The 26,982-nt window shown below is 67.4% G+C and carries 26 protein-coding genes, 1 tRNA gene and 1 pseudogene; 19 read left to right on the forward strand and 9 right to left on the reverse strand.

The genetic code is table 11. The features are described from left to right. Window positions 1-92: 92 nt before the first annotated feature. The 5 genes from ON41_RS06360 to ON41_RS06380 form a co-directional block, all read right to left on the reverse strand. Window positions 93-659 carry a DUF8020 domain-containing protein gene (locus ON41_RS06360; RefSeq protein ID WP_157185380.1) on the reverse strand — a complete coding sequence of 189 codons (567 nt, stop codon included), beginning with the start codon at window positions 657-659 and terminating at the stop codon, window positions 93-95. A gap of 205 nt (window positions 660-864) precedes the next feature. Next, window positions 865-2,124, reverse strand: a complete 1,260-nt coding sequence (locus ON41_RS06365) for an ATP-grasp domain-containing protein (RefSeq protein ID WP_040745955.1) — start codon at window positions 2,122-2,124, stop codon at window positions 865-867. Next, window positions 2,111-3,112, reverse strand: coding sequence for an aldo/keto reductase (locus tag ON41_RS06370; protein ID WP_040745957.1), 1,002 nt, complete (start codon window positions 3,110-3,112; stop codon window positions 2,111-2,113). The genes ON41_RS06365 and ON41_RS06370 overlap by 14 nt, the downstream gene beginning before the upstream one ends. A 29-nt stretch (window positions 3,113-3,141) precedes the next feature. Next, the gene (locus ON41_RS40050; RefSeq protein ID WP_083905171.1) at window positions 3,142-4,392 is read right to left on the reverse strand and encodes an MFS transporter; all 1,251 of its coding nucleotides are present in this window, start codon (window positions 4,390-4,392) and stop codon (window positions 3,142-3,144) included. A 2-nt stretch (window positions 4,393-4,394) separates the two neighbouring features. Next, entirely contained in the window at window positions 4,395-5,480 is a 1,086-nt protein-coding gene (locus ON41_RS06380; RefSeq protein ID WP_040745960.1) for a GNAT family N-acetyltransferase, read from the reverse strand. Window positions 5,481-5,956: 476 nt separating this feature from the next. Between ON41_RS06380 and ON41_RS06385 the strand changes: the two genes are divergently transcribed. From ON41_RS06385 to ON41_RS06400, 4 genes are all read left to right on the forward strand, one after another. Then, on the forward strand, window positions 5,957-6,286 hold the full coding sequence (locus ON41_RS06385; RefSeq protein ID WP_040745961.1) for an ArsR/SmtB family transcription factor: 330 nt from the start codon (window positions 5,957-5,959) through the stop codon (window positions 6,284-6,286). 563 nt (window positions 6,287-6,849) lie between these two features. Further along, a complete protein-coding gene (locus tag ON41_RS06390) occupies window positions 6,850-7,026 on the forward strand; it encodes a hypothetical protein (protein ID WP_157185381.1) in 177 nt (58 codons plus the stop codon). Window positions 7,027-7,051: 25 nt separating this feature from the next. Further along, the gene (locus ON41_RS06395; RefSeq protein WP_051161035.1) at window positions 7,052-7,579 is read left to right on the forward strand and encodes a nitroreductase/quinone reductase family protein; all 528 of its coding nucleotides are present in this window, start codon (window positions 7,052-7,054) and stop codon (window positions 7,577-7,579) included. A gap of 432 nt (window positions 7,580-8,011) precedes the next feature. Further along, window positions 8,012-8,206, forward strand: a complete 195-nt coding sequence (locus ON41_RS06400; RefSeq protein WP_157185382.1) for a hypothetical protein — start codon at window positions 8,012-8,014, stop codon at window positions 8,204-8,206. On the opposite strand, the gene ON41_RS06405 is transcribed toward ON41_RS06400, so the two are convergent. Beyond that, window positions 8,203-9,345 (reverse strand): serine hydrolase domain-containing protein, encoded by a 1,143-nt coding sequence (locus tag ON41_RS06405; RefSeq protein ID WP_040745966.1) that lies wholly within the window; start codon window positions 9,343-9,345, stop codon window positions 8,203-8,205. The genes ON41_RS06400 and ON41_RS06405 overlap by 4 nt on opposite strands. A gap of 185 nt (window positions 9,346-9,530) precedes the next feature. Here ON41_RS06405 and ON41_RS06410 point away from each other — a divergent pair, with 185 nt between their 5' ends. The 5 genes from ON41_RS06410 (at window position 9,531) to ON41_RS06430 (ending at window position 12,841) form a co-directional block, all read left to right on the forward strand. After that, complete coding sequence (locus ON41_RS06410; RefSeq protein WP_083905173.1) at window positions 9,531-10,118, forward strand: TetR/AcrR family transcriptional regulator; 588 nt, start codon at window positions 9,531-9,533, stop codon at window positions 10,116-10,118. After that, on the forward strand, window positions 10,115-10,759 hold the full coding sequence (locus tag ON41_RS06415; RefSeq protein WP_040745968.1) for a VC0807 family protein: 645 nt from the start codon (window positions 10,115-10,117) through the stop codon (window positions 10,757-10,759). The genes ON41_RS06410 and ON41_RS06415 overlap by 4 nt, the downstream gene beginning before the upstream one ends. A gap of 12 nt (window positions 10,760-10,771) precedes the next feature. Continuing rightward, a complete protein-coding gene (locus ON41_RS06420; RefSeq protein ID WP_040745970.1) occupies window positions 10,772-11,365 on the forward strand; it encodes a dihydrofolate reductase family protein in 594 nt (197 codons plus the stop codon). Window positions 11,366-11,393: 28 nt separating this feature from the next. Then, the gene (locus ON41_RS06425) at window positions 11,394-11,609 is read left to right on the forward strand and encodes a hypothetical protein (protein ID WP_040745972.1); all 216 of its coding nucleotides are present in this window, start codon (window positions 11,394-11,396) and stop codon (window positions 11,607-11,609) included. Between the two features lie 95 nt (window positions 11,610-11,704). Further along, entirely contained in the window at window positions 11,705-12,841 is a 1,137-nt protein-coding gene (locus tag ON41_RS06430; RefSeq protein WP_373281321.1) for an RNA polymerase sigma factor, read from the forward strand. A gap of 70 nt (window positions 12,842-12,911) precedes the next feature. Here ON41_RS06430 and ON41_RS06435 read toward each other — a convergent pair. Continuing rightward, window positions 12,912-12,987, reverse strand: a tRNA-Ala gene (locus ON41_RS06435). Between the two features lie 157 nt (window positions 12,988-13,144). Here ON41_RS06435 and ON41_RS06440 point away from each other — a divergent pair. The 3 genes and pseudogenes from ON41_RS06440 (at window position 13,145) to ON41_RS42905 (ending at window position 17,422) form a co-directional block, all read left to right on the forward strand. Next, window positions 13,145-14,872: an N-acyl-D-amino-acid deacylase family protein gene (locus ON41_RS06440; protein ID WP_040746013.1), complete on the forward strand. Its 1,728-nt coding sequence runs from the start codon at window positions 13,145-13,147 to the stop codon at window positions 14,870-14,872. A gap of 129 nt (window positions 14,873-15,001) precedes the next feature. After that, window positions 15,002-16,405: pseudogene (locus tag ON41_RS42900) on the forward strand (MFS transporter); the annotation flags it as partial. Between the two features lie 213 nt (window positions 16,406-16,618). Next, window positions 16,619-17,422: an MSCRAMM family protein gene (locus tag ON41_RS42905; protein WP_276325720.1), complete on the forward strand. Its 804-nt coding sequence runs from the start codon at window positions 16,619-16,621 to the stop codon at window positions 17,420-17,422. Between the two features lie 86 nt (window positions 17,423-17,508). Here the strand turns inward: ON41_RS42905 and ON41_RS06450 are convergent, their stop codons facing one another. Continuing rightward, window positions 17,509-18,195 (reverse strand): uracil-DNA glycosylase, encoded by a 687-nt coding sequence (locus ON41_RS06450; RefSeq protein ID WP_051161044.1) that lies wholly within the window; start codon window positions 18,193-18,195, stop codon window positions 17,509-17,511. Window positions 18,196-18,415: 220 nt separating this feature from the next. On the opposite strand from ON41_RS06450, the gene ON41_RS06455 reads away from it, so the two are divergent. From ON41_RS06455 to ON41_RS06480, 6 genes are all read left to right on the forward strand, one after another. Further along, window positions 18,416-18,862, forward strand: coding sequence for a GyrI-like domain-containing protein (locus ON41_RS06455; protein WP_040745974.1), 447 nt, complete (start codon window positions 18,416-18,418; stop codon window positions 18,860-18,862). After that, complete coding sequence (locus tag ON41_RS06460; RefSeq protein WP_040745976.1) at window positions 18,859-19,293, forward strand: effector binding domain-containing protein; 435 nt, start codon at window positions 18,859-18,861, stop codon at window positions 19,291-19,293. The genes ON41_RS06455 and ON41_RS06460 overlap by 4 nt, the downstream gene beginning before the upstream one ends. A 765-nt stretch (window positions 19,294-20,058) precedes the next feature. Beyond that, window positions 20,059-21,876 carry a putative bifunctional diguanylate cyclase/phosphodiesterase gene (locus ON41_RS06465; RefSeq protein ID WP_051161045.1) on the forward strand — a complete coding sequence of 606 codons (1,818 nt, stop codon included), beginning with the start codon at window positions 20,059-20,061 and terminating at the stop codon, window positions 21,874-21,876. Window positions 21,877-21,900: 24 nt separating this feature from the next. Beyond that, entirely contained in the window at window positions 21,901-22,860 is a 960-nt protein-coding gene (locus tag ON41_RS06470) for a GAF domain-containing protein (RefSeq protein WP_157185383.1), read from the forward strand. A 94-nt stretch (window positions 22,861-22,954) separates the two neighbouring features. After that, a complete protein-coding gene (locus ON41_RS06475; RefSeq protein WP_040746021.1) occupies window positions 22,955-24,082 on the forward strand; it encodes a glycosyltransferase in 1,128 nt (375 codons plus the stop codon). Window positions 24,083-24,171: 89 nt separating this feature from the next. Continuing rightward, complete coding sequence (locus tag ON41_RS06480; RefSeq protein ID WP_051161037.1) at window positions 24,172-25,023, forward strand: SDR family oxidoreductase; 852 nt, start codon at window positions 24,172-24,174, stop codon at window positions 25,021-25,023. A 127-nt stretch (window positions 25,024-25,150) separates the two neighbouring features. Here the strand turns inward: ON41_RS06480 and soxR are convergent, their stop codons facing one another. After that, on the reverse strand, window positions 25,151-25,687 hold the full coding sequence (gene soxR, locus ON41_RS06485; RefSeq protein WP_063709841.1) for a redox-sensitive transcriptional activator SoxR: 537 nt from the start codon (window positions 25,685-25,687) through the stop codon (window positions 25,151-25,153). A gap of 171 nt (window positions 25,688-25,858) precedes the next feature. Here soxR and ON41_RS06490 point away from each other — a divergent pair. Further along, window positions 25,859-26,982, forward strand: a 1,124-nt coding sequence (locus tag ON41_RS06490) for an arginine deiminase (RefSeq protein WP_051161046.1), incomplete at its 3' end; no start/stop codon positions are given.

The raw sequence follows: 26,982 nt of genomic DNA on the forward strand, positions 1-26,982 counted from the left end.
CCGACGCCTGGAACAGGAATCGCCACCCCGGAGGGGGTGGCGATTCGGGGAACTCGGTGGAGTTCCGGGCTGCGATTTCCCGGGGTGGGGAGTCAGCGGCCGGTGATGAGGTTGTAGAAGGTGGCGTTGATTTCGCCGGAGTTGGGGCTGCCGATGGCGCCGCCGATGGCCGCGCCGACGATGCAGCCGGGGATGACGAAGAGCCAGGCGCCGAGGAGGCAGCCGATGATGGCGCCGACCGCGCCGCCGTTCTGGACGCCCCAGACCCATTGGTTCACAAGGGCGTTGGCGGTGTCGGTGAACGCGACCTGACGCAGCGTCAGGGCGTGACCGTCGTCGCTGACGGTGCCCGCGACCGGGACGGCCGAGTCGTGCACGGTGAGCGGGATGGATCCGACGCTCTGGCCGTCGACATTGCGCACGTCGATGGCCTGGGCGGCGGGGTCCATGGCGAAGGTGCCCGAGGCGAGTGTCAGTGTCGCCGTGTGCGCGGCCTGGTCGACCTGGGAGGAGATGATCTGCTGAGCCGCGGGAGCGGGCGTCGGCTGAGCGGCGGCCGGCGCATCGGCACCCGCAGTGCTCGCGCCGATCGCCACCGCTGCCGCGGTGAGGACGGCAACGGTCGTACTGCGGCGGACGGCGCGTTTCGAGACTGACATGTAGACCTCGCGTTCATCAACAATTTGTTGGATGGATCGTCGCGAAAATACGCCTGATTCGGGCACGATGCCAACCGGGTTTCGCGGCGGCCCGTCCGAAAACCGCTATAGGCCATACCGTCGCGGCGTGGAATTGCCCCCCGCGCCGAATAATGCGACTGTGCTATGAGTCGGATTCGACCGCCGGACGCTGTGATATCTCCCATCATCGCTCGCCGTCGATATCGTAGAAGTCCGGTGACGTGAGGCGGCGGACCGTGTTCGCGTCCCGGCGCAGGACCGCCTCGTCGTCGTGCATGAGAATCACGGCCCCTGGGCAAGTCAGATTGGTGACGGTGCGCCGGATCGGGCTGCCCGGCCGCACTGCCAATTGCACATCGTAGAAACTCGTCAGCCGACGGAGTGCCGGGAGCCGTCGATATCCCCTCAGGAGACCTGATGCCGGGGCTATCAGGCGTACGACGCTACACAGGCGAGGCGTCTGCCGAATATCCCGATAGGTACGGAGAAATCGCGAAGGATCCAGATACGCTCGCACGGTCCAGTCGAGCTGGGATTCGCCCTGGGCGAGTTGCACATAGTACGGGAGATTGTCGCCGCACATCCGAGCCCCGATTTCGACCAGCACCGGACCGTTGTCGGTCATCCGGATCTCTGTGTGTGCCGGGCCGTGTCGAATGCCGAGAGCGTCGAGTACCCCCTCGGTATAGGCGGCCAGTTCATCCTGTACAGCTCCGGTCCGCGGCATCAGGTGGTAGGAATCGGCGAGTTCCGGGACTCCGTTGACGGGAATCCGTGTGGTACTCCACACTTCGCAGATACGGTGGCAGCCGTCGCGGCTCGCGGTGTTCACCATATATTCGGTTCCGGCAAGGTACTCCTGCGCGACTACGCCGATATTCGGAACAGCGAAGATGTTCTTCGAACCATGTATGCGATCGAACGCGGCAACCGACTCGGCTGTGGAATCGCAAAAGAACACGGAATCGCCGGCGGAGCTCCGGAGCGGCTTCACCACGATGCGGCCGCCTATCGAATCGTGCCAGTCCGCCAGCTCGGTCGCCGATACGGTCGCCGTCTGCCGCGCGGCGGCCAGCCCGGCTCGCCGCACGGCCTCGACCATCAGGTACTTGTCTCGCCGGGCCGCGCTCAGCAGCGTCCCATTCCCCGCGCAGCCGAGCTTCTCGGCCAGAGCATCGGCCAGTTCCACGCCCGTTTCACTGCCGGCCACGACGGCGATCGGGCTGTATCCGGCGACCGCGGCGGCGGTCGTCTCCAGGTCCCCGCTGTGGACGACGTTCCCGATGAACCTGGACAGGTCCGGATTCTCCGACCCCGGGCCCGGCTCGTCGACGGCGCTCTGAACTCTGATTATCTTCGTCCCGGCTTTTCTGAATTCCTCGATCAGCCGTTGCCGGCGGGCGTCCACGATAACGACGGAAGTCATGGTGTCACCGACCGACATATCGGATGAGACGGTCCGAATATCTGGCGCCGGCCACTGCGCCCGGCGGACTGGCGGCCTCGATCCTCGAGAGATCGTCCGCGGACAAGTCCAGATCTGTGGCGACTATATTTTCCTTCAGATGGCCGAGCGACCTGGTTCCCGGTATCGGGACGACATCGGTGCCCCGATGATGAACCCAGGCCAGGGCCAGCTGTGCGACGGTCACGGACTTTTCCGCGGCGACCGCGCGCAAAGCATCGACAATGGCCAGATTGTGATTCAAATTGTCTTCGGAGAATCGTGGCAGCGATCGCCGGAGATCGCCTACCGGAAGCTGGTCCGCCGAGGTGATATCGCCTGTCAGCAGCCCGCGTCCGAGCGGGGCGAACGGGACGATGCCGATCCCGAGGCGTCGGCAGGTCGGCACTATCTCCGGTTCGATCTCCCGGTGCCACAGTGACCACTCGCTCTGCAGCGCGGTGACCGGGTGGATCGAGTGCGCACGGTGGACGGTCCGGGCCGATACCTCCGACATGCCCAGGTAGCGCACCTTTCCGGCCGCTACGAGATCCGCCATCGTCCCCCAGGTCTCCTCGACCGGAATATCCGGGTCGACTCGATGCAGATAGTAGAGATCGATGTGATCGACGCCGAGCCTGCTCAGCGAATCGTCACAGGATCGGCGGACATAGGCGCTGTCGCCGCGTGCTCGCAGGTATCCGTCCGGGTCGTAGTAGATGCCGAATTTCGTGGCGAGCACAATGTTGTCGCGGTTACCTGTCACGGCGCGCCCGAGTAAGCGTTCGTTCGTATGGGGCCCATAGACATCCGCGGTATCGAACAGCGTCACCCCCGCGTCGATCGCGTGTCGTATGAGCGACACGAACTCGGTATCGCTGCCGGCTGCCGCGGCTACGGATTTCACTCCGGGGTCGATTCCGCTCATCCGCATACAGCCGAGGCCTTGGGCGCCGACCGTGAGCTCGCCGAGTCTTCTGGATATCATGTCGATTCTCCGTGTTGTCGATGCAGGCGTCAGCCGACGGCCGCCGGATCGGCCATGGTTCGAATCCGCCCGAGCGGTGAGCGGAACAGATACAAGGAAGTCAGCACCATGGCTCCCGAGACGAGCAGCAGCGCATGCGCGGAGCCGGCGACGCCGGCCAGACTTCCGCCGATCAGCGCGCCTATCGGAATCGGACCGTACGAGGCCAATCGGGATGTCGCGTTCACCGCAGGTCGAAATTCAGGTGGCGGTACGACCTGACGCAGACCGACCATGAATACATTGCAGCATGCTTGCGCGAACCCGTTGACGACGAAACCGGCGGCAAGCGCGATGGGTGCTTGCTTTCCGATCGAGATACCTACGAGACCAGCGAGGAACAGGGCCGCCCCGGCGACCGTCACTCCCGCGGATATCGCAGCACCGGGTCGCAATCGATCCGCCAATTCGCCGATAGTCAGTGAACCGATCAGCGCTCCGAGCGCGCCCGCGCCGAGCACCATCCCGGCAACGCCTGTGGATACCCCGAGCGTTCGTACCAGGTAGATCGTGAAAACTGTCAAGTACGCCTGCTGCTGCAAATTGAGCAGCCCTGTCAGGGTGCATATGCTGCGTACGACCGGCGTCCGGAAGACGAACCGCAGGCCATCGGTGACCGTTATTCTCGTGTCCGATTCCTTCGGGACATCGTGGTTCGCCGATCGCAAAAGGGAGAAGTTCATCGCTCCGAATGCGAACACGGCTGCGATACATGCTACGGCGATCGATGGCCCAGTTTCCCCGAGCAAAAATCCGGCGATGGCCGGGCCTGTGAGCTGAGTAACGGATAGGACGGCCTGAAGGGCGGCGACCGCGCGCACGACCATGGTCGTCGAGACCACCTGTGGGATTATCGTCTGGCATCCGATGTCATAGAAAACTGTCGCCGACCCGACTATGACCGCGACTACCACCAGGTACGCCAGCCGTAATCCGGTAATCGCGTTCACCGCTATCAGGATGCCCAAGGCCGAAACGCGAACGACGTTACACGCCACCAACAGGCTCGGTAGTCTGCGTGTCACTCGTCCGGCCAACAGCGCCAGCGCGACGACCGGCGCGGAAATTGCCGCTGAAACGGTTCCCACCTGAAATGCGTTGGCGTGCAGGACGGTAACCGCCACCATGGGTAGTGAAAAATTTGTCGCCTGATATCCGAGTCTCGTGGCGGCATCTCCCGCCCACAACCTCCGAAATTCGCGTGAACGCAGGAGCGCGATGGAACCGGACGATCCGAGCATATCTATGCCATCCCTGCCGAACTGCTCGCCTCGTGCTCGGCGTCCAGCCGGCCGGGCAGCGCGCCGGGACTCCACATGTGGCCTGACAACTGCACCAACTGGCAACCGAAGGACACCTTCAACTGCCAGTTGAAGGTGCCGTAATTGATCCTCGAGACACCGAGACTCAACGCCGTCTCCACCAGCCTCGGAAACAGCAGCACGAAATAGGCGCCCTTGGCTTCGGGTCGCTGGCCCCACCACAGTCCCCGTATCGTGGACCCGTGCCGCAACGACAGGCTGAACGCTACGAGGCGTTCGCCCATGCGGACGATGTGCAGAATACGGTCCGCGGGCGGATACAGTTCGATTATCCGGTCCAGCACAGCCGCTTGCGTACGGATATCGATCGGATGCCCATGTTTGCGCAGGGCGGCGATGCGCATCTCCAGGACCTGTTCACGGACCGAAGCGACATCCGCTTCCGCGAAATGCATGCCACCTTCGTCCAGGCGTCGTTGCAGTCGCCGCAGATCCTTGCGTCGCGCACTCGGTAGAAGCTTCAGATATTCTTCGAGCGTCGAAAAGTTCAGCACCATTTCGCACGACGGATACAGCTCCAGCTGCCGAGCGCCGAATCGATGCAACGCCTGGCGAAGCGCCTCTTGTCCGTCGGGAACGAAGAGAAATGCAACGGAACCGGCTCCCTTGGACCGTGCCCACGTATCGATCTCCTCGAGCGCGGTGACCAGGAGATTCACCTCTCGAGCGCCGGGGCCCACCGGTATACATGCCCAGTTGGGCAGTATCGCCAGAACGGCCGGATAGAGGCGCCGATCGGAAGGTGAACCGGGCGGGCGTTCGTCGAATGCGGGCAATTCCCCGCGCACAATCGCGTCGATATCGTATCGGGGATCGTCGGGAGCGGAATCCAGCAGTCGCAGATGCAGCCCTAGAACAGGCTCGCCGCCGACCCGCGATACAAGCCAATACGGCTCGCCGGGAACCTGCGATCCGGTGGCATCCAGGCAACGCGAGGTGACCTCGATGTCGTCGGTTCCGGCTGCCAGGTATTCCCATTCCGGTGGCCTGCGGTGAGATATTTCCATATCCAGCCCTCTCAGACCTTTCGGGCATAGCAAATCAGTAATATTCGCGCGATCGGCGAGGGTTTCGCACGGACACGCTCGCGGGCGCTGATGCTCCGGTTGAACCGAGGCGTAATCCGTGTACCTGCTTATGGTGCCATGAAACTACGTGCCACTCAATAGGGGTACATTAAATGCCTGCAAAATACCTATCGAATACCTATTGATTACCGACGTGGACGAATATCCGTATTGCTATCGGAGTGCGGGGAGGCCCCTGGGCCCGAGCGTCGGCGGGGCGGTCTGCGACACACGGCGGGTGCCGCGAGTGGCGGTGGTCGCGCATGCCCCTGCCGGGCTACCGTGTTGTCGCGGCGGCCGGCCTACCGATGCGGGTCGACAGGCGTCAGCGGGCGTGTGGCCATGGCAATTCGGACTATTTGCTAAAATAGGCAATCAGTAGCCCGTAGTTGTTCGGTGGAAGGGAGTGGCTGAGGATGCCGGGATCGAGCAGGCCGCTCTACCAGATGAAAGCCGAATTCTTCAAAACCCTCGGGCACCCGATCCGCATCCGGGTGCTGGAGTTGCTGAGCCAGCGCGAACACGCGGTGTCGGAGATGCTCGCCGAGGTCGATGTGGAAGCGGCCAACCTGTCTCAGCAGCTGGCCGTCCTGCGCCGCGCCGGGCTGGTCACCGCGCGTCGCGAAGCGCTGTCGGTCACCTACGCCATCACCTCCCCGGAGGTCGCCGAACTGCTCGCCGTCGCTCGCACGATCCTCACCGGCGTCGTGGCCAGTCAGGCCGAAGCCCTCGAACAGTCCGCCTAGCCGCGAACCGGGGACCGCTACGCCCGTCGCAACGTCAAGTCTTCGGCGCGATGTCTATGTCCGACAGGGCTTTTCTCCCTTCTGCGTCGTTTGCCGGAACGGGCCGACCGGCAATTTGATAAACAAATCCGCGAGGTATCTAATTTACAAGTTCTGCAATCAAGAACTCCTGTCCTGTGCCGGCTGGGGGTCGGTGGGTGATGCGACGCGAGGGGAGGGGGCGAGGACCCATGGACGGCCACGCGCGCCTACCGGAGATCGAATCTGCTGCACGTGGACCGTGGTTCGCCTTCTGGCGCAAGCGGATTCGGCGGCCGGAGGTGGCCGGATTGTTCGTCGAGGGTGATGTGCTCTACATCCGTCCCGGGCGCGGGCGCGGGCGCGGGCGGGCGTCGGCGTACCGGTGGCGGGCTCGGCCGACGCTACGGTCGGTGCCACTGCGCGGGGCCAGCGTGTCGTTGGACAGTGAGCGCGCCGGGACCCCAACGGCCGGATCGCGATCCGCTGACAGGTCGTCGGCCGCGGTGCTCGCTCTGCGGCCGGCTGATCGGCCGGTGTATCGGGTGACGGTGCACACCGCGTCCGGTGAGGTGTATCGCGGCAGGTCACACAGCCCGCGCGCGGCGCTGCGGCTGTATCGGCAGATCACGCGATTGATCGACCTCGCCACCCTGCCCCCGGAACAGCCCGGCCCGCAGAATCCTTGTGCGCCGACCGAACCCGACTACGATGCTCTGTAGTAGTCAAGTGGAGTGGGGGAACGCAATGAAGAACTTCATCACGGGTACCACCGGAGCACGCTCGAGGCCGGTCGGTCGGCCTGGTTGGCTCGTACGGGTCTTTTCGGCTCTTGCCGCCGCCCGCTCGGCGAGATTCCTCTCTCGTCACATCGCCTGGAAGCTCGATCCGCTGCTCTTGCGGCTCACGCGCGGCCGTCTGGCGACGACGCTCGTCTTTCCGACCGCCGTGCTGGAGACCGAGGGGGCCAGGACGGGAGCCCGGCGACGTAACGCCATCATCTACTTCATCGACGGTGACCACGTCGTCTTCGCGGCGTCCAATGCGGGCAGCGCAACCAACCCCGGTTGGTATCACAACCTTCGGGCCCATCCCGATGTCGTCTTCGGCGGGAAACCGATGCGGGCGACCGTGATAGACGACGAGGCCGAGCGCAGGCGACTCTGGACCATCGCCGATCGGGTTTTCCCGGCCTACCTCCTCTACCGCCGGGAGGCGAGCCGAGCAGGCCGAACCGTCCCGCTCATCCGACTGACGCCGCGCGGCGCGCTCTGATCGACCAGCCGCCGAAAGGGCTGCGGCCAGGTCCTCGGCGGCGGCCCGGAGTACAGCCACTCCAGCTAATTGCTGATGGATAGCTGTTTCTGGTCTCTGTAGTCGGTCAGCCTCCTTCGACATCCGGTTGCCTGGTTCGGCAACCCAACGGCTTCGCAGCTAAACCCGCTTACCTCCGCAGTTTTCGTTAGTTCGTCCGAGCCGTCGAATGAACACGCCATGCTTTCACATCATGTTTGCTGACTGATTGCTTTGGCTCTAGAGTTCGTGTGCGTCGCCTCGCACGGGTGCCCCGGGGTGGGGTGGAGCCAGCCGTGCCTGTCTGGATCGGTGGCGTCGGGTGCCGGTGGAGAAGCCTGCGGAGGAGGGCTTCTCCACCGGCACCACAGTAGGTGAAATCTGTTGTACGAGGCCGGAATCGGAGGAGCAGTGGTGCTGGGGTCGCGGCCGGAAGCGCTGCACGTGGTAGGCGAGTTGACTGCCCGCTACGGGTCGTTGGACGCGTTCTTCGCGCGACTGCGCGCGGAGGCGGATGCTGCCGATGACGCGCCGACCGTTCGGTTGCCGGTCGTCGCCTGTGCGCCGGGCCCGATGGCGTGGTCGGCGACCGAGATCCCCCGCGGCTAGGCCTTTCCGCTGCCGAATACGGCGTCGAGGACGCGCTGCTGGAGGGTCTGGAACGCACCCGCCAAGGAGAGTTCGGCGTCATCGATGTAGTTCAGCGTGGCGGTCAAAGTGGTGCGGCCGTCGGGCGTGCTGAACATGAGCGCGCCGTGACCGCCGTGGCCGCCGTTGTGAGTGATGACGGTGGCGCCGTCGGCCGTTTCACGGACGAAAACGCCCAGGCCGTAACCCATCTGGGGAATGCCGGTGTCGTGCGGGGCGAGCATTTCGGCCAGCAGCGGCGTCGGCACCAGCTCGCCGGTCACCAGTGCGGAGATGAAGAGGTGCAGGTCCCGGCTGGTCGAGATCATGTCGCCGCCGCTGGAGATCCAGGACGGGTTCGAGCGGCTGACGTCGACGGTCTTCTGCTCGCCGTCCTCCTCGTAGCGGTAGTAGGCGCGGGCGTGTGGGTCGGGGATATCGGTCTGGGTGGTCGGCGCGATGGTTCCGGTCAGCCCGAGCGGACCGACGATCAGTCGCTGCATCTCCTCGGCGTAGGTGTGGCCGGTGACCTTCTCGATCAGCAGGCGGGCCAGCACGTAGTTGGTGTTGGAGTAGCTCCAGCCCGTACCCGGCTCGAAGCGTGCGGACTTGGACAGGGAGAACCGCACCAGTTCCGCCGGCTCGTAGGTCTCGAACCGGCCCTCCACCCACTCCTTTCCGGACCAGGGGATGCCCGGCACGATCGTGCCGTCGGGCAGGTACTCGCCGGTGTGGTTGAAGATTCCGCTGGTGTGCTGCAACAGCATTCGCACGGTGATCCGCGGGTCCAGGTCGAAGTCGGGCAGATAGTCGACGACCGCGGTGTCCAGCGCGATCTTGCCCTCGTCGACCAGCCGCAGCACCAGGACGGCGGTGAAGGTCTTGGTATTGCTGCCGATTCGCACGTGCCCGTCGACCGGCGGCAGGGCGGTCCCGCCCAACTCGGCCAGCCCGGCGCTGCCGGTCCACTCACCCCGCTCGTCATGGACGCGCAAGGCCACACCGACGAAACCGGACGCGACGAACTCCTCGATCATCTGCTGCAACTCGGGGCGCTCCGGCGCGACCGGCCAGGCGGTGCGCCGGGTGGCCTTGTCCTGGTCGGTCAGGGGGAGGTTCATGGTTCGCTGCTCTCTCGTCACGGGCGCGGGTTCGTCCCGGCCACGGCGACAACATTCGCCCGCCGGCCTGACATCGCGCGGCCATCGCGCTGACGCGGTCGCCATGCGTGGCGGTCCTGCGGTGTCAGTGCCGTATTCGCCAACGCGGCTTGACACTTTTACCTGGGTGAGTAAATCTATTACTCATGCAGGTAACCAGGCGGGCAGCGCCGGACCGGCGCGAGCAACTGTTGCGGGCGACCGTGGAAGTGCTCGCGGAGTTGGGATACGAGCGGACGTCGTTCGCCCGGATCGTCGAGCACGCGCGGATGAGCAGCACCCGGCTGATCTCCTACCACTTCGAGTCCAAGGACGCGCTGATGGCCGAGGCGCTGGAGTATGTGGTGCGGCGGGCCGGGGTGTTCATGCGGCGGCGGATCGACGAGGCCGACGGCGGTCCGGCGAAGCTCGCCGCCTATATTCGCGGCAACCTGGAGTTCCTGGCTGCCGAGCCGGCGTGCGCGCAGGCCGCGGTGGCGATCGTGTCGCACCTGCGGACCCGGCCGGGCGCGGCGCAGCAGAACGATGTGTCGGTGGCTCTGCTGGAGGCGTCGTTCGTGGCGGCCCAGGCGGCCGGGGAGATGCGCCGGTTCGATCCGACGGTGATGGCGGTGAGTGTGCGCGCGGCGATCGACGCCGCGGTGGGCCGCATGGTGTCGGGCGATGTCGACCTGGGCCGGTACGCGGAGGAACTGGTCGACATCTTCGACGCTGCCACACGGATGCACCGATGAGCACGGCATCGGCCGACGTGTCGGCGGCAAACCTGCGCCGCCGGCTGGCCGTTCAGTTCGGTGTCGACGTTCTCGCGCCGCTGGTCGCCTTCTACGTGTTGCGTGGGGCGGGGGTCTCGGTGCTGACGGCGTGCTTGCTCGCCGGCGCGATCCCGGCCGTGCGGACGCTGCTGTCGCTGGCCCGAAGCCGCCGCCCCGATGTCGTCGCGTTGGTCACCGTGAGTCTGTTCGTGGCCGGTGCGGCCGTCAGTGTGCTGCAAGGAGATCCGCGCGTCGTGTTCGCCAAGGACGGCTGGCTGACCGGGTTGCTCGGCGTCTGGGTCATCGCCTCGCTGGGGCTGCGCCGCCCGTTCATGCTGCATCTGGGAACGATGATCGCCACTGCGCGGAAGGGCGAGGAGGCCGCGCAGGGGTGGGAGCGGCGCTGGGGCGCCGAGCCTCGGTTCCGCCGCGATCTGCGTCTGGTCAGCTGGGTGATCGGGGTGGTGCTGGTGCTGGATGCCGTGGTGCGGGTGATCCTCGCCTACACGGTGCCGCTCGACCTGCTGCCGCTGGTCACCAACGCGCAGTACGTCGCGATGCTGGTCGGACTGCTCGGCTGGTTCTTTCCCTACACCGCACGCCGCGGGCTGCGGGTGTGAGCGGGCTGCTACATGAGCAAAGTCCTAGCGGCACTGTCGGTGTCGGTCGACGGCTACATCACCGGCCGCGAGCCGGGCGCCGGACGCGGGCTCGGCGACGGCACGATGCTGTTCGACTGGTACTTCGACGGCGAGACGCCGAGCCGGGTGTTCGACGGCTTCACACTCAGCGAGCCCAGCCGGCGCGTCTTCGACGCCGCGGCCGCACGAGTCGGCGCCAGCCTGGTCGGCCGCCGCACCTATGACGACTCGGGCTGGGGTGACGGCGGTACTCCCCATCCGACAGCGCCGCTGGTGGTGCTCAGTCATCGGCCGCTGCCCGCCGCGCACGAGCGGCAGACCCTGGTCACGAGCGGCATCGAGGACGCTGTCGCCGCGGCACGAGAGCTGGCCGGCGACAAGGACGTGGCGGTCATGGGCGGGGGCGTCCTCACTGCCGCGCTGTCGGCCGGACTGGTGGACGAGCTGATCCTCCACCAGGTACCCGTGCTCCTGGGTGCGGGCCGCCGGTTCTTCCAGGAGTTGCCGAGCCACGTCGACCTCCGGGTGACGGACGTGGTAGCCGCGCCGGGAGTAACCCATCTGCACTTCGCAGTGATGCGATGATCCGACGCAAACAAATGAAAGGTATGCCATGTCGAAATCCGGCTCGAAATTCTGGATCCTCACGATCGGCCTGCTCGTGACGCCGCTGGCGCTGGCCGCACCCGCCGCAGCGGAGGCTGTGCCACTGACTCCGGAGGTGGCTGACTCGGCTACCACGATCGATGCACCGCCTTGCGTCAATTATCCCGGGAATATCCCCTGCAACCTGTCGACGCTGTCCAGCTCGATAGGTATCGGTCGCTGATCGAGTCACCGGTATCGCCGGCTCGGCCGCCGCGGCGGGCCGGTGTTTGCCTCATTTCGTGTGTCGACCAGTACCCTGGGCATTGGTCCCGGTGATTGCCGAGCCGCTGGAGGCCTCTCTGCGGTCCTGTTTCTCGAATCGCGATGCCGCCCGAAGTACTCGGAGAGGCGAATGTGGCAACGACCGCAGGCGAAACAAGCGACCAAGATCCCCCCGGCGCCCTGGCGGAGCAAGAGGACGCCGCGGACGACATCTGGGATGAGGACGAGTCTCCGGCGCTGCGCCGGGCGCGCAAGGAAGCCGAACTCGCCGGCGGCGGGGACTCGACGCGGGCGTATCTGAAGCAGATCGGGCGAGTTCCCCTGCTCTCCGCGGCCGAGGAGGTCGATCTCGCGATCCGGATAGAAGTCGGTCTGTACGCGGCGCAGAAACTGCGGGCCGAACGCGAGGGGCCCGCGGGTCTCACGATCGCGCGTCACCGAGATCTGACCTGGATTGCACGGGACGGCGTCGCGGCCAAAGATCATCTGCTCGAGGCGAACCTGCGGCTGGTGGTGTCGATCGCCAAACGGTACACCGGGCGGGGCATGGCCTTCCTCGACCTGATTCAGGAGGGCAATCTGGGTCTGGTGCGGGCGGTCGAAAAGTTCGACTACAGCAGAGGATTCAAGTTCTCGACCTACGCCACATGGTGGATTCGCCAGGCGATTTCGCGCGCCATGGCCGATCAGGCCCGCACCATCCGCGTCCCCGTGCACATGGTGGAGATCATCAACAAGCTCGCGCGGGTGGAGCGCGAACTGCTTCAGCAACTGGGCCGCGAGGCGACACCCCCGGAGCTTGCCGCGGAATTGGGTATTACGCCCGCGAAGGTTCTCGAGGTTCGGCAGATCGCACGGGAACCGATCTCATTGGACCAGACGCTCGGTGACGAGGGCACGAACCAGTTCGGCGATTTCATCGAAGACTCCGAGGCAGTCGTAGCCGTCGAGAAGGTTGCGTTCACCCTGCTGCAGGAGCAGTTGCAGTCGATACTCGACACGCTCAGCGAGCGCGAAGCCGGCGTCATGCGCCTGCGTTACGGCCTGGTCGACGGGCAACCTCGAACCCTCGACGACATCGGACAGGTCTACGGCGTCACCCGCGAGCGGATCCGCCAGATCGAGTCGAAGACGATGTCGAAGCTACGCCACCCCTCGCGCTCACAGTCGCTTCGGGATTACCTCGAATAGAGGGCAATGCGGTCGATGCCGCGCCGACGGCACGGCATCGACCTGGCACCGTGTACTGGTGATACCGCTGTGGTGGAGCTAAGGGGAATCGAACCCCTGACCTTCTCGATGCGAACGAGACGCGCTACCAACTGCGCCATAGCCCCGTGTGGAACGTTGCCGAACCACGCTGGAGAACTTTAGCAGGTTGGGGGTGGAGGTGCCGAATCTGCTGGTGGGGGGTGGTATTCGGGGGTGGTCGGGGGAGGGGGATTTCGATACAGTGGTGTATTGAACGCTGTAGGTAGTGTGCGGGAGGTCTCGGTGGCCGGGTACGACGTCGTGGTGCGGGGCGGGATGGTCTACGACGGGACGGGGGCGCCGCCGGTGCGGGCGGATGTGGGGATCGCCGGGGGGAAGGTGGCGGCCATCGGGATCGATCTACCGGAGGGGGTGCGGACGATCGAGGCCGAGGGGCGGTGGGTGCTCCCGGGGCTGATCGATGTGCACACCCATTACGACGCGGAGGCGTTGTTCGCGCCGGGGCTGGGGGAGTCGGCGCGGCACGGGGTGACCTCCGTGGTGATCGGGAACTGTTCGTTGTCGACGGTCTATGCCGAGGCCGAGGACTGCGCGGATATGTTCGCGCGGGTGGAGGCGCTGCCGTGGGACGTGGTGCATTCGGCGGTGAAGGAGCATCGGGACTGGACCGATCCGGCGAGCTACGCCGCGGCGCTGGAATCGCGGCCGCTCGGGGTGAATGTCGCGGCGTTCCTGGGACATTCGGATATCCGGGTGGCGGCGATGGGGCTGGCCCGCGCATCGGACGGGAAGGCGCAGGCGACGCGGGCCGAGCGGCAGCAGATGGCCCGAATGCTCACCGACGCCCTGGACGCGGGATTCGTGGGGCTGTCCACGATTCGCAGTTCCTTCTCCAAACTCGAGGGGAAGCGGTATCCGGGGCGGCAGCTGCCCTCGACCTACGCGTCGTGGTCGGAGTACCGGCAGCTCAACGATGTGCTGCGGGAACGTGGCCGGGTGCATCAGAGCACTCCGAACCTCACCGGCCGGCTGGAGCTGGCGCAGTTCTTCCTGCAGAGCGCGGCGCGGCGGCACGGTCGGCCGCTGAAGACGACGCTGATCTCGGCGGCCGATATCAAGGCCGACCGCTCGGTGGTCCGGCTGGCCACAACCGTTGCGGCGCTGGTGAATCGGGTGCTGGGCGCGGACTTCCGCTGGCAGCACCTACCGGTGCCGTTCGAGGTGTACGCCGACGGCGTGGATCTCGTGGTGTTCGAGGAGTTCGGTTCCGGTGTGGCGGCGCTCAATATCCGAGACCTGTTGCGGCGCCACGAATTTCTGAACGATCCGGGATTCCGCCGGGAATTCCGCAAGGATATGGCCAAGAAGTTCGGCTCGCGGGTGTGGCATCGCGACCTGCACGACGCCGAGATCGTCGCATGCCCCGACGCGTCCGTGGTGGGCCGCTCCTTCGGTGAGATCGCCGACGAGCGCGGGGTCCTGCCGCCCGACGCGCTGCTGGACCTGGTGGCCGAGCACGGTTCCGCGGTGCGCTGGCGCACCACCATCGCCAACGACCGCGGCGCCGAGCTGAACCGGCTGGCCCGCTCGCCGCAGGTGCAGATCGGTTTCGCCGATTCCGGTGCGCACCTGCGCAATATGGCCTTCTACAACATGGGCGTCCGATTCCTCGAGCGCGTGCACCGCGACCGGGTCATGCCCGTCGAGCGGGCCGTGCACCGGCTCACCGGCGAACTCGCGGAGTGGTACGGGCTGGATACCGGGCGGATCGCGCCCGGGACCCGCGCCGATATCGCGGTCATCGATCCGGCCGGATTCGACGGCTCCAGCGCGGCGTATCACGAGGCGCCGATGCCGGGTGCCGCCGGCGTGAACCGGATGGTCAACCGCAGCGGCGGGGCGGTGGCCGCGACCATCGTCAACGGTGTGCCGGTATTCGACGGGCATGGATTCGCGGACGGCTTCGGCGCCACGCTGCGCGCCGGGACCTTCCTCCGCGCGACCGGATAAGGGCCCGATCCCACGCTCCCGTGAGACCTGCGTCACTTACCCGTGTCCTCACCACCCCTTGATATGCATCATACATGTAGTGTGCACTATGCACATGACATTCGGGGTGATGTAGGGAGAGAGCCGGTCGTGCAGAAGACAGAAACCGCCAAGCACCCGGGAGGGATCCTGGGCGTGATGGCCTTCGCCGGCATCGTCGCGTCGCTGACGCAGACGCTGGTGGTGCCGCTGCTCGGGCAGATGCCGCAGCTGCTGCACACCAGCGCCTCGAACGCCACCTGGGTGGTGACCGCGAGCCTGCTGGCCGGCGCGGTGACCACTCCGGTCGCGGGGCGGCTGGGTGATCTCATCGGTAAGCGAAAGGTGCTGCTCGCCTCCATCGTCCCGCTGGTCGTGGGCTCGGTGATCTGCGCGGTGGCCACGTCGCTGTGGCCGATGATCATCGGTCGCGTGCTGCAGGGCATGTGCGTCGGCCTGATCCCGGTCGGTATCGCGGCGCTGCGCGATCTGCTGCCGCCCGAGCGCCTCGGGTCGGGGATCGCGCTGATCAGCTCGTCGCTGGGTATCGGCGGCGCGCTCGGACTGCCGCTGGCCGCGGCCGTCATCGAATACAGCAGCTGGCGGGTGCTGTTCTGGGGCGTCGCCGCGCTCGCCGCCATCGTCGGGGTGCTGATCTTCGTCGTCATTCCCGCCACCCCGCCCAGCACGACGCGCGGGCGATTCGACTTCCTCGGCGCGATCGGCCTCGGCGCCGCGCTGATCTGCCTGCTGCTGGCGATCTCCAAGGGCGCCTCGTGGGGCTGGACCAGCGGGATCACGATCGGCCTGTTCGTCGCCGCGGTCGTGGTGCTGCTGCTGTGGGGTGTGTGGGAGCTGCGCAGCCGGGATCCGCTGGTGGATCTGCGGGTCACCGCGCGGCCGCAGGTGCTGCTGACCAACGCCGCCTCGATCGTGGTCGGCATGGCCATGTACGCGCAGTCGCTGATCGTGCCGCAGCTGCTGCAGCTGCCGGAATCCACCGGATACGGCCTGGGTCAGTCGATGATGGCGATGGGCCTGTGGATGGCGCCCGCCGGTCTGATGATGATGGCGGTCTCGCCGATCGGCGCGCGGCTGTCGGCCCTGAGCGGTCCCAAGATCACGCTCATCGTCGGCTGCGTCGTCATCGCCGCCGGCTACGGATCGTCGATGGCGCTCATGGGCACGACCTGGGGACTGCTGGTGGTCACGCTGATCATCAACGTCGGCGTCGGATTCGCGTACGGGGCCATGCCCGCGCTGGTGATGGGTGCGGTGCCGCAGTCGGAGACCGCGGCGGCCAACAGCTTCAACACTCTGATGCGCTCGATCGGCACCTCGACCGCGGCGGCGGTGATCGGCGCGGTGCTCGCGCAGCTGAGCGTCACCCTGGCCGGACATTCCATCCCGACCGAGAACGGGTTCCGCGTCGGCCTGCTGATCGGCTGCGGCGTCTCGGCGCTCGGCGCGGTGGTCGCGCTGTTCATTCCGGCGCGGAAGGCGATCGCGGCGGCCACCGCCCCGAAGCATGCCGCGGGTGCGGATCGCGAGACCGGCGACGCCACTCCGGTGGTATCGGTTCCCGAGGCGTCCGCGCAGCGCAACGGCGTGCCGGCGGTCAACGGTGTCGCGGCGCGGCGAAATGAGGTGGCGAGCCATGGCGGCGAAGGGATTCGGAACGGCGCTGCCCCACGCCCGTCGGTGGACGGTCCCGTGCTGTTCGGCGGCGTGCACGACACGCGCGGCACCGCGGTGGCGGGTGCGACGCTGACCCTGATCTCGACGTCCGGACAGCAACTGGGCCGGGCACTCTCGCGCGCCGACGGGTATTACGAGCTGGCCGCTCCGGCCGCCGGCTCCTACGTCCTCATCGCCTCCGCCGAGGGGCGGCGGCCCGACGCGTCGACGGTGTCGCTGGGCGACCGCCCGGTGTCCTGCGATATCACCCTGGCCGCCATGGCCGGGCTGGCGGGCACGGTGGCCGCCGCCGGCGACGGCACGGCGATCTCCGAGGCGCACGTCTCGGCGCTGGATATGCGGGGCGAGGTGCTCGCCTCGGCGATCACGGGCGCCGACGGCCGGTTCGGGCTCGCGGAGCTGCCGGAGGGCGAGTTCACAGTGGCGGTGAGCGCGCTCGGATTCCATCCGACGGCCGTTCCGGTGCGCGTGTCGGGCAGCGGCGTCACGCCGCTGGACGTGCTGCTGCGGCCGGGCGTCCGGTTGCGCGGCATGGTGCACGTGCGCGACGGCCGTCCGGTCGAGGACGCCCAGGTGACTCTGGCGGACGCGCTCGGCAACGTGGTCGACACGGTGACGACCGGTCCGGACGGCTCCTACAGCTTCGGCAATCTGGACGAGGGCAGCTACACCCTGGTCGCCAGCGGATACGGCCCGGTGACCGCTCGGGTCAGCGTCCGCGGCGGTGACGTCGACGCCCTCGATATGGAACTGGGACACGGGTCGACGGCCGTGGGCCTCGCCGAGCGCAACGGACGCGCCGTGGACAACCGGCAGTCTCCCGGGACGGTCTGAGGACCGTTCCGGGGCAGGCCCTCCGGCGCGCTCGGTGCCGGTGTCGTCGGAGGGCCGCCGCGAATTCGGAAGCCGATTTCGGTTACTCAGAGCCCGGCGGCCGACTTCGCTTGGGCGAAAACGTCTTCCAACATCGCGGGGGTCAGGCGTCCGGTGAAGGTGTTCTGCTGGCTGACGTGATAGGAACCGAACAGTTCCAGCGGTCCGCGGTCCGGCCGGGCCGGTGCGATCGAGTACCGCACGCCGTGCCCGAATTTCGGGCGGGGGCGCGGGACTGTCCAGCCGGCCTCGGTGAGCGCGGGCATCAGGGCCTGCCAGCCCCAGGCGCCCAGCACCACGATCGCCCGCACGGTCGGGGCGAGCAGCCCGAGTTCGGTGGTCAGCCAGCTCCGGCAGCGGTCGCGCTCGTCGGTGGTGGGCTTGTTGTCCGGCGGGGCGCAGTGGACGGGGGCGGTGACCCGCGCGCCGAGCAGCCGCAGCCCGTCGCCCACGTGGGTGGCGGTCGGCTGATTGGTCAGGCCGACGGCGTGCATGGCGGCGAACAGGACGTCGCCGCTGCGGTCGCCGGTGAACATGCGTCCGGTCCGGTTGCCGCCGTGCGCGGCGGGGGCGAGGCCGACCACGAGCAGGGGCGCGTCGGCCGGGCCGAGGCCGGTCACCGGCCGGCCCCAATAGGTTTCGTCGCGGAAGGCGGCCCGCTTCTCGCGCGCGACCCGCTCCCGCCACTCCACCAGCCGCGGGCAGGCGCGGCAGTCGGTCAGCGCGGCGTCCATATCGGCCAGCGTCCGGTACACGATTCGCACTTAATCACGCCGGAGCGTCCGGGTGACGGCCGGGGTCGGACACGCCGGGCGGGCCCCATGCCGGGCCGCCGAGTCGTGTCGCCGATCTCTCACCGTGCGTGTTGATAGCATGACCTTCCTGGCCGGACGGCACGCGCCAGCCACCTCGTTGCGCGCTGCCCACTCGATCACCTCGAGAGAGTTTTCATCCATGCAGTTTGAGATCGTCGAGCGGGACGAGACGTGGGTCGCCGGGCTTCCGGTGCGGAGTCCCAAGCGCCCGCTCGGAGAACTGCGTGACCGCGACCTGGAGGCCGCCTGGGCCGCGGTCCTGCACCAGGACCTGGGCGGCCCGCTCGCCTCGGCCTACACCGACTACTCCTTCGAGCTCAACACCTTCAACACCCAGATCGTCGGCTACGAATGCCAGTCGTTCGACGACGTCACCCGGGGCCATATCGTGGCGCGGCTACCGCAGGGCACGTACGCACGGTTCTCCTCGGTCGGCAACTTCCCGCGGATCATGACCGATCTGTGGACCCAGATCGCCTACGCCGAGGAACACAACCAGATCAAACGGACCTACACGGGGGACTTCGAGTGCTATCCGCACGCCTACAAGATCGATCTGTACCTGGCGGTCGAGGCGCAGTCATGAGCTATTCGATCGTGGTGCGCGACGAGGGGATCTACGGCGGTCTGGTGGTGCCGCGGGTGCGCCCGAGCTTCAAGGTCAGCAACAGCGAGCTGATCGAATTCCTGCGCGACCGGCTGCGCGATCGCGACGGCGCCGACCACCCGCTCTACACCGTGTACGTCCCCGATCCGGCCGGTAACTACAACGTCCTGGTCAGCTACGACTACCCGGTCGTCGAGGCGGTGCCGGTCGGCGATGTGCTGATCCGAGTGCCCAAGGGCGTCTACGCCCGCTTCGAACCCAACGGTGACTACCACGACCCGGTCGAGGACGTCTGGGCCCAGGTCGACGACGCGACGGCCTCGGCCGAGATCACCCGGGCCTACCGCGAGGAGATCGAGATCTGGCGCGGACCGGCCGAGGTCGAGCTGCTCATCTCCATCCTGGTCTAGTTAGCCGCCAGGTAGCCTTCTGGGTACCGACTGGTCTTTCGGTTCTGTCCAGTTGTCGACTTCAACTCTCTGACCAGGCCCGATTTCCGACCTTCCGCTCGGGTTTCGGAAGATTTGCCAGACGTCTGGTCAATTCCGGTCCGATGACGGATACTGCCTAGGCGACCACCCCCGGGCGCCGGACGCGGTCCGGTGGCCGACGGGAGGGTCAGGGTAGTCGCGCGGCACCGCGCAGCAACGGAGTAGGAACTGTATGACTGTCGAAGCCAGCGCGGCCGGTCGGGCGGCTGTCGTGGATTCGCGAGCACACGATGGTCTCCGAAGTACGCCGATTCGGTGGGATACTCGGACGTACGAGGCAAATGCTGCGAAGTTGCGAGACGCGCTGTCACGCACCGCGCCGGGGTCGCTCGGGCGAGGTGCGGGATACCGGTGTGTGGTGTTTACCCCTGTGTCGAGACCGGGAGTGCAGCGCCGATATGGCTATTGAGAACGATCACCCGTGGCGTCGCAGCGAACTCGTCGCGATTTCAGCGGAATCCGGCTATACACTAGCGTCACTTCAGGGCGGATTCATCGACCTGCTGGGGGTGCCCGGACAACTGAGTAAGGCGTTGGTACTTCGTTCGAGCCACGCACCGGTGGCGATCGTCGGTGACGATCGACGTCCGGTCCGCGGCACGGACACCCGCGGATAGCACGATCGGAGACAAGGTGCCTCGGCGAACGCTCGACTCACTGGTGACCCAGGTCGCCGCGGAGTTGATGGGGGTCGACGCCACGACGATGGTGGCGGCGACGGAACGCGTGCTGGCCAAATTGGTCGAGTATTTCGATGTGGATTTCAGTTTCGTCCGGCATACCGATCGGGAACGGCGTGCGACGGTGCTGGTCGCCGAATGGCCGCGCCGCCCCGCGGTCCCGGATCCGGACCCGCTCGAGGTCGTCTACTTCGACCAGGCCGACTCGGTATTCCGCGCGATGGAGTACGCGACCGAACCGATGATCGTCCGCCCCACAGCGGAATTCGCCGATTACCAGGAGACCATCCGGCGATCCTCGGGCATCTCCGGGGTGACCTCGGCGACCGTGCCGCTGATGTCCCGCGGCGAGCCCACCGGCCTGCTCGGATTCATGAAGCTCGGCGATCGGGAGTGGAGCACCCGGGAAATCAACGTGCTCAAGGCTATCGCCGCGTTACTCGGCCAATTGCAGGCCCGGGTGGTCGCCGAGGAGCGGTTGCGCTACATCGCGCTGCACGACGATCTGACCGGTCTGGCCAATAGGCGGGCATTGCTGGAACACATGGAGGAACGGCTACGGCCGGGCAGTCCCGGGCCGGTCGCCGCATTTTTCCTCGATCTCGATCGCCTGAAGGCGCTCAACGATTTTCTCGGCCATACCGCCGGTGACAATTTTATTCGCACACTGTCGACGCGGCTGCAAGAACATCTCGATCCGAACGACATGATCGCCCGGCTCGGTGGTGACGAGTTCGTGATCGTCCCGGCGAAACCGATGGACGCGGTGGCCGCGGAATTGGAGGCCACGCGGATTCACCAGTTGATCATCCGGCGGGTGTCGGTGGGCGGGGAATCCGTCAGCCGCGGGGCGAGCGTCGGCGTCGCATTGGGTATTCCCGGCGAGACGACGGTCGCCGATGTGTTGCGGCGGGCCGATCACGCGCTGCTGTCGGCCAAATCCGGGGGCGGCGACGGGGTCGCGGTGTTCACCGACGCCATGCGCGCGCAATTCGAATTGCAGGACGATGTCGAGCTGAATCTGCGCGGCGCGGTCTCCGACGGTTCGCTGCTGCTGCACTACCAGCCCGAGGTCGACCTGCGCACCGGCCGCATCGTGGCGCTCGAGGCGCTGGTGCGCTGGCAGCACCCCACCCGCGGGCTGCTGCCGCCGGGCGCGTTCGTCGGGGTGGCCGAGGCCACGAATCTGGCCGGTGAGCTGGGCCGCTGGGTGATCCGCTCGGCATGTGCGCAGTTCGCGCAGTGGCGGCAGCACGGGCTGGCGTCGAATGTGGTGATCCGGATCAACGTGTCGCCGGTGCAGCTGGTCAGCCTGGACTTCGTCGAGCGCATCGAGGACGAGCTACGCCGGTTCGGTATCGACGGCAGTTCGGTGTGCCTGGAGATCACCGAGCACGTGGTGGTCCAGGATCTGGCGCGCACCCAGGTCACGCTGCGCGGGCTCAAGCGGATGGGCGTGCAGATCGCCATCGACGACTTCGGCACCGGATACAGCTCGCTGTCGCATCTCAAGGCGCTGCCGGTGGACGCGGTCAAGATCGACCGCGGGTTCGTGCAGCGGCTCGGGGTCAGCACCGACGATCTGGCCATCGTGAAATCCATTGTCGGCCTTGCCGGATCGTTCGGGCTCGGGGTCGTCGGGGAGGGCGTGGAGACGGCCGTCGCCGCGCGCACCCTGGTCGGCCTCGGGTGCTATCGGGCGCAGGGCTTCCTCATCGCCCGTCCGATGCCGGCCGAGGAGGTCGAGACGCATCTGGCGATGGGCCGCATCCCGCTCGATCTCGAGCTGCCCCGGGTCTCGCGGGGTGTGAACCGGATCTGATTCCGGTCTGCGATGCTATCCGGCGTGACCGGCAACGACTGGCTCTTGGTGGAGACGCTCGGCCCGGGATCGGAGCCGACGATCGTTGCCGACGGCGGCCGGGCACGGGACTGGACGAACGTGTCGCGGGCGCGGCGGTTCGCGGCGGCCGACCTGGTATCCGCGCTGCTGGACGATGTCCGTGATGCCGCGGGCTCGGTGAGCCGTTCCGGCGCCGGGATGTGTGGGATCGCGGAGCCGGTTCGCTGCGCGTTCGGGGCGGTGCACGGGGTGCAGCTGTGGGTCGGCGAGCCCGGTGAGGAGCCACCGCAACGTCGGCCCGTCGCCGCGTGGGACTGGATATCGGACACCGAATTGGCGCATCACGGGCCGGGATTGGAGGAACTGGTCTTCGCCCGGTCGGCGTCGGAGGTACGAACCGTGCGGACGCCGCCGGAGGTGTTCGGGCGGATGGTGCGCTTCGACGGACGGACGGAGTACACGGCGGTGGTGGCGGGGACCGATCCGGCGGGCCGCTGGCAGGGCGAGGCCGATTTCCTCGGCGACGACGGGCGGGTGCGCGGCATCCGGATGGTGGTGCGGGTGCATCGCGACCGGCAGCACGTGACGCGGGCGCTGGTCTACGACGTCACCGACATGCGCCCGTCGGTGCCCGATACGGATCTGGCCATGACCCGCGCCGCCGCCCGAGCCTCGCGCGTGGGCGTCGGATTCGTCGAGCTGGCCATGGGGCTGATCTACGAGTGGACCAACGAGCCGCCGCCCCCGCTGCACCGCTGGCTGACCGAGCGGCCGCGCCCGCATCCGGACGACTTCGGGCGGTATCGGGCGGCGTGCCGGGAGATTCTGTCCGGTGCGGACCGTCGCGAGCTTGTGCTGCGTATCCGGTTCGCCGATACGGAGTGGATTCCGGTGCGGGTGGAGTTGTCGCGGTTGGGGGATGAGCCGTCGCACGGGTTGATTCGGGTGGCGCCGGAGGAGTAGAGCCGATGCCCCGGAGGTGCGGGTTTTCCGATACTTCCGCCTGTGTTCAGGCGGTGTTGGCCCGTTGGGTTCGGGGTGGGGCGACGATCGGCGCGTGCGCATCGTTCAGTTGGCCAACTTCTACGGTCCGCGCTCCGGCGGGCTGCGCACCGCCCTGCATCATCTGGGTGCGGGGTATGTGACCGCTGGGCACGAGGTGGTGCTGATCGTGCCGGGTCCGCGCTGGGCGGAGGAGACCCTCGGCTCGGGGGTGCGGCGAATTACCTTGCCCGCCTTGCCGATTCCGTGGACCGGCGGGTACCGGGCGGCGGATCCGCGGCGGGTGGCCGACGTGCTGACCGGGCTGCGGCCGGATGTGCTCGAGGTGTCGGATCGGCTGACGCTGCGCGGATTCGGGCGCTGGGCGCGTCGCCGCGATATCGCCGGGGTGATGATCTCGCACGAGCGGCTGGACCGGCTGATCGGCCAGGTGCTGCCGGGCCCGATGGCCCGCCGCGCCGCCGACGCCGCCAACCGGCGCACCGCAGCGGACTACGACATCGTGGTCTGCACAACGGAATTCGCGCGCGCGGAGTTCGGGCGCATCGCCGCGCCGAATGTCGCGCTGGTGCCGCTGGGGGTGGATCTGGAGATGTTCAGCCCGCGGCGGCGCGACGGCGTGCTGCGGGAGCGGTTCGGCGCGCGGCATCTGCTGGTGCACTGCGGGCGGTTGTCGGTGGAGAAGCGGGTGGACCGCAGTATCGAGGCCGTCGACGCGCTGCGCCGCGAGGGCGTGGACGCGCGTCTGATCGTGGCCGGTGACGGGCCGCGGCGCGAGGCGCTGCACCGCCTGGCGCGCGGACTGGCGCCGCTGCCCGACGGGCGCCCGGTCGTGCACTTCACCGGTTTCATCGCCGATCGGGACCGGCTGGCCACGCTGCTGGCGAGTTCGGACGTGTCGCTGGCGCCGGGCCCGCACGAGACCTTCGGGCTGGCCGCGCTGGAGGCGCTGGCCGCCGGGACGCCCGTCGTGGCGAGCCGGTCCTCGGCGCTCGCCGATATCGTCACCGCGGAATGCGGCGCGGTCGCCGACGACCACCCCACCTCGTTCGCGGAGGCCGTCACCGGCGTCCTCGCCCTGCCGCCCGGCGACCGGCGCCGCGCCGCACGAACCCGCGCCGAGCAATTCACCTGGCCCGCCGCGGTGGCCGGAATGCTGGAGGTGCTCAGCGGCCGGTCCTGACGGCACAGGGCACCGAACTGAAACCGGTAACAGCCCGTATGCTCTCGGCAGCAGCAGGAAATCGACCCAGCGAGCATTCGAGGAACGGCGTGCGCGATCGCTTGAAGTCCGTGAGTGGCAAGAAGGCTCTGGTCACCGGCGCGGCCAGCGGCATCGGGCGGGCGACCGCGATCGCGGCGGCCCGGGCCGGCGCCGAACTGGTCCTGACCGATATCGACGCCGACGGTCTCGCGGCGACGGCGGAGGAGATCGGCCGCGAGGGCGGCAAGGTGCTGTTCTCGCGCGCCCTCGACATCAGCGACTACGACGCGGTCACGGCGTTCGCCGAGGACGTGCACGCCGCACACGGCAGCCTCGACGTCGTGATGAACGTGGCCGGCGTCTCGGCGTGGGGCACGGTCGAGAACCTCGAGCACCGGCACTGGCGGACCATGGTCGACGTCAACCTGATGGGGCCGATCCACGTGATCGAGAACTTCGTCCCGCCGATGGTGCGCGCCGGGCGCGGCGGCGCGCTGGTGAACGTGTCCTCGGCCGCCGGACTGCTCGCGTTCCCGTGGCACGCCGCCTACAGCGCCAGCAAGTTCGGGCTGCGGGGCGCGTCGGAGGTGCTGCGGTTCGACCTGGCGCGGCACGGCATCTCGGTGCACCTGGTGGTGCCCGGTGCCGTCGATACGCATCTGGTCGAGACGGTCGAGATCGCCGGGGTGGATCGCGACGATCCGCGAGTCCAGCGCTACGTCAAGCGATTCCAGCGGCACGCCTCGCCGCCGGAGCAGGTGGCCGGCCAGATTCTGCGCGGTATCGAGAAGGGGCGCTTCATGATCCACACCTCGTTCGATGTCCGCTTCGGATACTGGTGGGCCCGTAAGTTCGCGTTGCCGTACGAGATCGCCATGCGCCGGGCCAACGATATCTTCAACAGTTTTCTGAAGAAGTAGGGTCCCAGCCAAAAGCGTGCCGGGACAACGGAGTTGACGTGCCGGGATGACGGAGTTGGCGTGCCGGGATGACGGTGGTGGCGTGCCGGGATGACGGTGGTGGCGTGCCGGGATAACGGTTGGGCGCTCAGCGGCAATCCATACTTCCCGCGTCTACCGTTTCGGCGGGCATGTCGCATCCGACGTCGTCGGGGGATTGGTCGCAGTTGAGGTTGACGTCGAGGACGCGGGCGCCGGGGCCGTCGTCGCCGAGTTTGTCGTGGAAGTTGACGATGCGGCAGCTTGCGAGGGACAGGCAGCCGCAGCCGATGCAGCCGGTGAGGCTGTCGCGCAGGCGGGTCAGCTGCTCGATGCGCTGATCGAGGTCGACGCGCCAGATCGTGGACAGGCGCTCCCAGTCCTTGCGGTTGGGGGTGCGGCCCTCGGGGAGGGTGCCCAGCGCCTTGCGGATCTCACTCAGCGGAATTCCGACACGCTGGGAGATGCGGATGAACGCGACCCGGCGCAATGTCTCGCGCGAGTACCGTCGCTGGTTGCCGCTGGTGCGACGGCTCGTGATGAGACCCTCGCGCTCGTAGAAATGCAGCGCCGACACGGCGACCCCACTGCGCTCGGACAATTGTCCCGGGGTGAGTTCCTTGGTGTTCCAGGTCGTGTGCTGCATACCCAAACAATACTTTAGGTATGGGGCAGGCCGGGGATGTTTCGGGTCAACTCGCGGGGGAGCTTTATCATTCCCCGTCCGTGGTGACGGCGGTGCGGGCGGGGTCCGGTTCGGCCGCGCACACCCAGCGAATTCCGTGCCAATGCGGCGGCCGATGACTACGGTCGGAGTATGGAAACAGAGGCTGTGCCGACGGCGCGACCGTTTTCCGTGACAAGTGAGGTCGGCGCGCTCCGGACGGTGCTCTTGCACCGCCCGGGGGACGAGTTGCGCCGGCTCACCCCGCGCAACAACGATCAGCTGCTGTTCGACGGCATTCCGTGGGTGGAGCGAGCGCAACAGGAGCACGACACCTTCGCCGGGGTACTGCGCGACCGCGGCGTCGAGGTGCTGCTGCTACGCGACCTGCTGGTGCAGACCCTGGCGCAGAGCGGGCCTGGCCGCAGTATGGGCATCACCGCCGCGGTGGACGCGCGCCGCATCGGATTCGCGCTGGCCGACGAGCTGAAGGCGTACCTGTTCGGCATCTCCGACGCCGACGAGCTGGCCGGCACCCTGATGGCGGGGATGACCTTCGACGAGTTGCCGTTCGATCCGGGCACCTCGCTGGTGCGGCGCATGCACCACGGCACCGACTTCGTCATCGATCCGCTGCCGAATCTGCTGTTCACGCGCGACTCCTCGTTCTGGGTGGGTCCGAAGGTGGCGATCACCTCGCTGGCGCTGCCGGCCCGCGCGCGGGAGACCTCGCTCACCGATCTCGTCTACGCCTTCCATCCGCGTTTCCTCGGGGTGCGCCGGGCCTACGAATCGCACACCGCGCCCATGGAGGGCGGCGACGTGCTGCTGCTGGCGCCCGGCGTGGTAGCGATCGGGGTGGGGGAGCGCACGTCCCCGGCCGGCGCGGAAGCGCTGGCGCGCAGCCTGTTCGAGGACAATCTCGCGCGCATCGTGCTGGTCGTGCCGATCGCGCAGAACCGCGCGACGATGCACCTCGACACCGTGTGCACGATGGTCGACACCGATGCCGTCGTGATGTACCCGGCGGTGCAGGATTCGTTGTGCGCCTTCACCATCGGCAAGAACGACGACGGCACGGTGCGCATGCGCGGCCCGGACCCGTTCCTGCCCGCCGCCGCCGAGGCGATGGGCATCGGCAAGCTCCGGGTCATCGACACCGGGCTGGACGGTGTCACCGCCGAACGGGAACAGTGGGACGACGGGAACAACACCCTGGCACTGGCACCCGGGGTGGTCGTCGCCTACGAGCGCAACGAGAACACGAACGCGCGGCT

The sequence above is a fragment of the Nocardia transvalensis NBRC 15921 genome (assembly GCF_000308875.1).
GTDB classification, from domain to species: domain Bacteria; phylum Actinomycetota; class Actinomycetes; order Mycobacteriales; family Mycobacteriaceae; genus Nocardia; species Nocardia transvalensis.

Bases quoted from the DNA above. Each gene is read 5' to 3' on its own strand.
- ON41_RS06420 (WP_040745970.1), top strand. From the start codon at position 10,772: ATGAGCAAAGTCCTAGCGGCACTGTCGGTGTCGGTCGACGGCTACATC.
- ON41_RS06455 (WP_040745974.1), top strand. From the start codon at position 18,416: ATGCAGTTTGAGATCGTCGAGCGGGACGAGACGTGGGTCGCCGGGCTT.
- ON41_RS06425 (WP_040745972.1), top strand. From the start codon at position 11,394: ATGTCGAAATCCGGCTCGAAATTCTGGATCCTCACGATCGGCCTGCTC.
- ON41_RS06395 (WP_051161035.1), top strand. From the start codon at position 7,052: ATGAAGAACTTCATCACGGGTACCACCGGAGCACGCTCGAGGCCGGTC.
- ON41_RS06365 (WP_040745955.1), bottom strand. From the start codon at position 2,124: ATGTCGGTCGGTGACACCATGACTTCCGTCGTTATCGTGGACGCCCGC.
- ON41_RS06460 (WP_040745976.1), top strand. From the start codon at position 18,859: ATGAGCTATTCGATCGTGGTGCGCGACGAGGGGATCTACGGCGGTCTG.
- ON41_RS06410 (WP_083905173.1), top strand. From the start codon at position 9,531: ATGCAGGTAACCAGGCGGGCAGCGCCGGACCGGCGCGAGCAACTGTTG.
- ON41_RS06380 (WP_040745960.1), bottom strand. From the start codon at position 5,480: ATGGAAATATCTCACCGCAGGCCACCGGAATGGGAATACCTGGCAGCC.
- ON41_RS06360 (WP_157185380.1), bottom strand. From the start codon at position 659: ATGTCAGTCTCGAAACGCGCCGTCCGCCGCAGTACGACCGTTGCCGTC.
- ON41_RS06405 (WP_040745966.1), bottom strand. From the start codon at position 9,345: ATGAACCTCCCCCTGACCGACCAGGACAAGGCCACCCGGCGCACCGCC.
- ON41_RS06450 (WP_051161044.1), bottom strand. From the start codon at position 18,195: ATGGACGCCGCGCTGACCGACTGCCGCGCCTGCCCGCGGCTGGTGGAG.
- ON41_RS06370 (WP_040745957.1), bottom strand. From the start codon at position 3,112: ATGATATCCAGAAGACTCGGCGAGCTCACGGTCGGCGCCCAAGGCCTC.
- ON41_RS06385 (WP_040745961.1), top strand. From the start codon at position 5,957: ATGCCGGGATCGAGCAGGCCGCTCTACCAGATGAAAGCCGAATTCTTC.
- ON41_RS06415 (WP_040745968.1), top strand. From the start codon at position 10,115: ATGAGCACGGCATCGGCCGACGTGTCGGCGGCAAACCTGCGCCGCCGG.
- soxR (WP_063709841.1), bottom strand. From the start codon at position 25,687: ATGCAGCACACGACCTGGAACACCAAGGAACTCACCCCGGGACAATTG.
- ON41_RS06465 (WP_051161045.1), top strand. From the start codon at position 20,059: ATGGGGGTCGACGCCACGACGATGGTGGCGGCGACGGAACGCGTGCTG.
- ON41_RS40050 (WP_083905171.1), bottom strand. From the start codon at position 4,392: ATGCTCGGATCGTCCGGTTCCATCGCGCTCCTGCGTTCACGCGAATTT.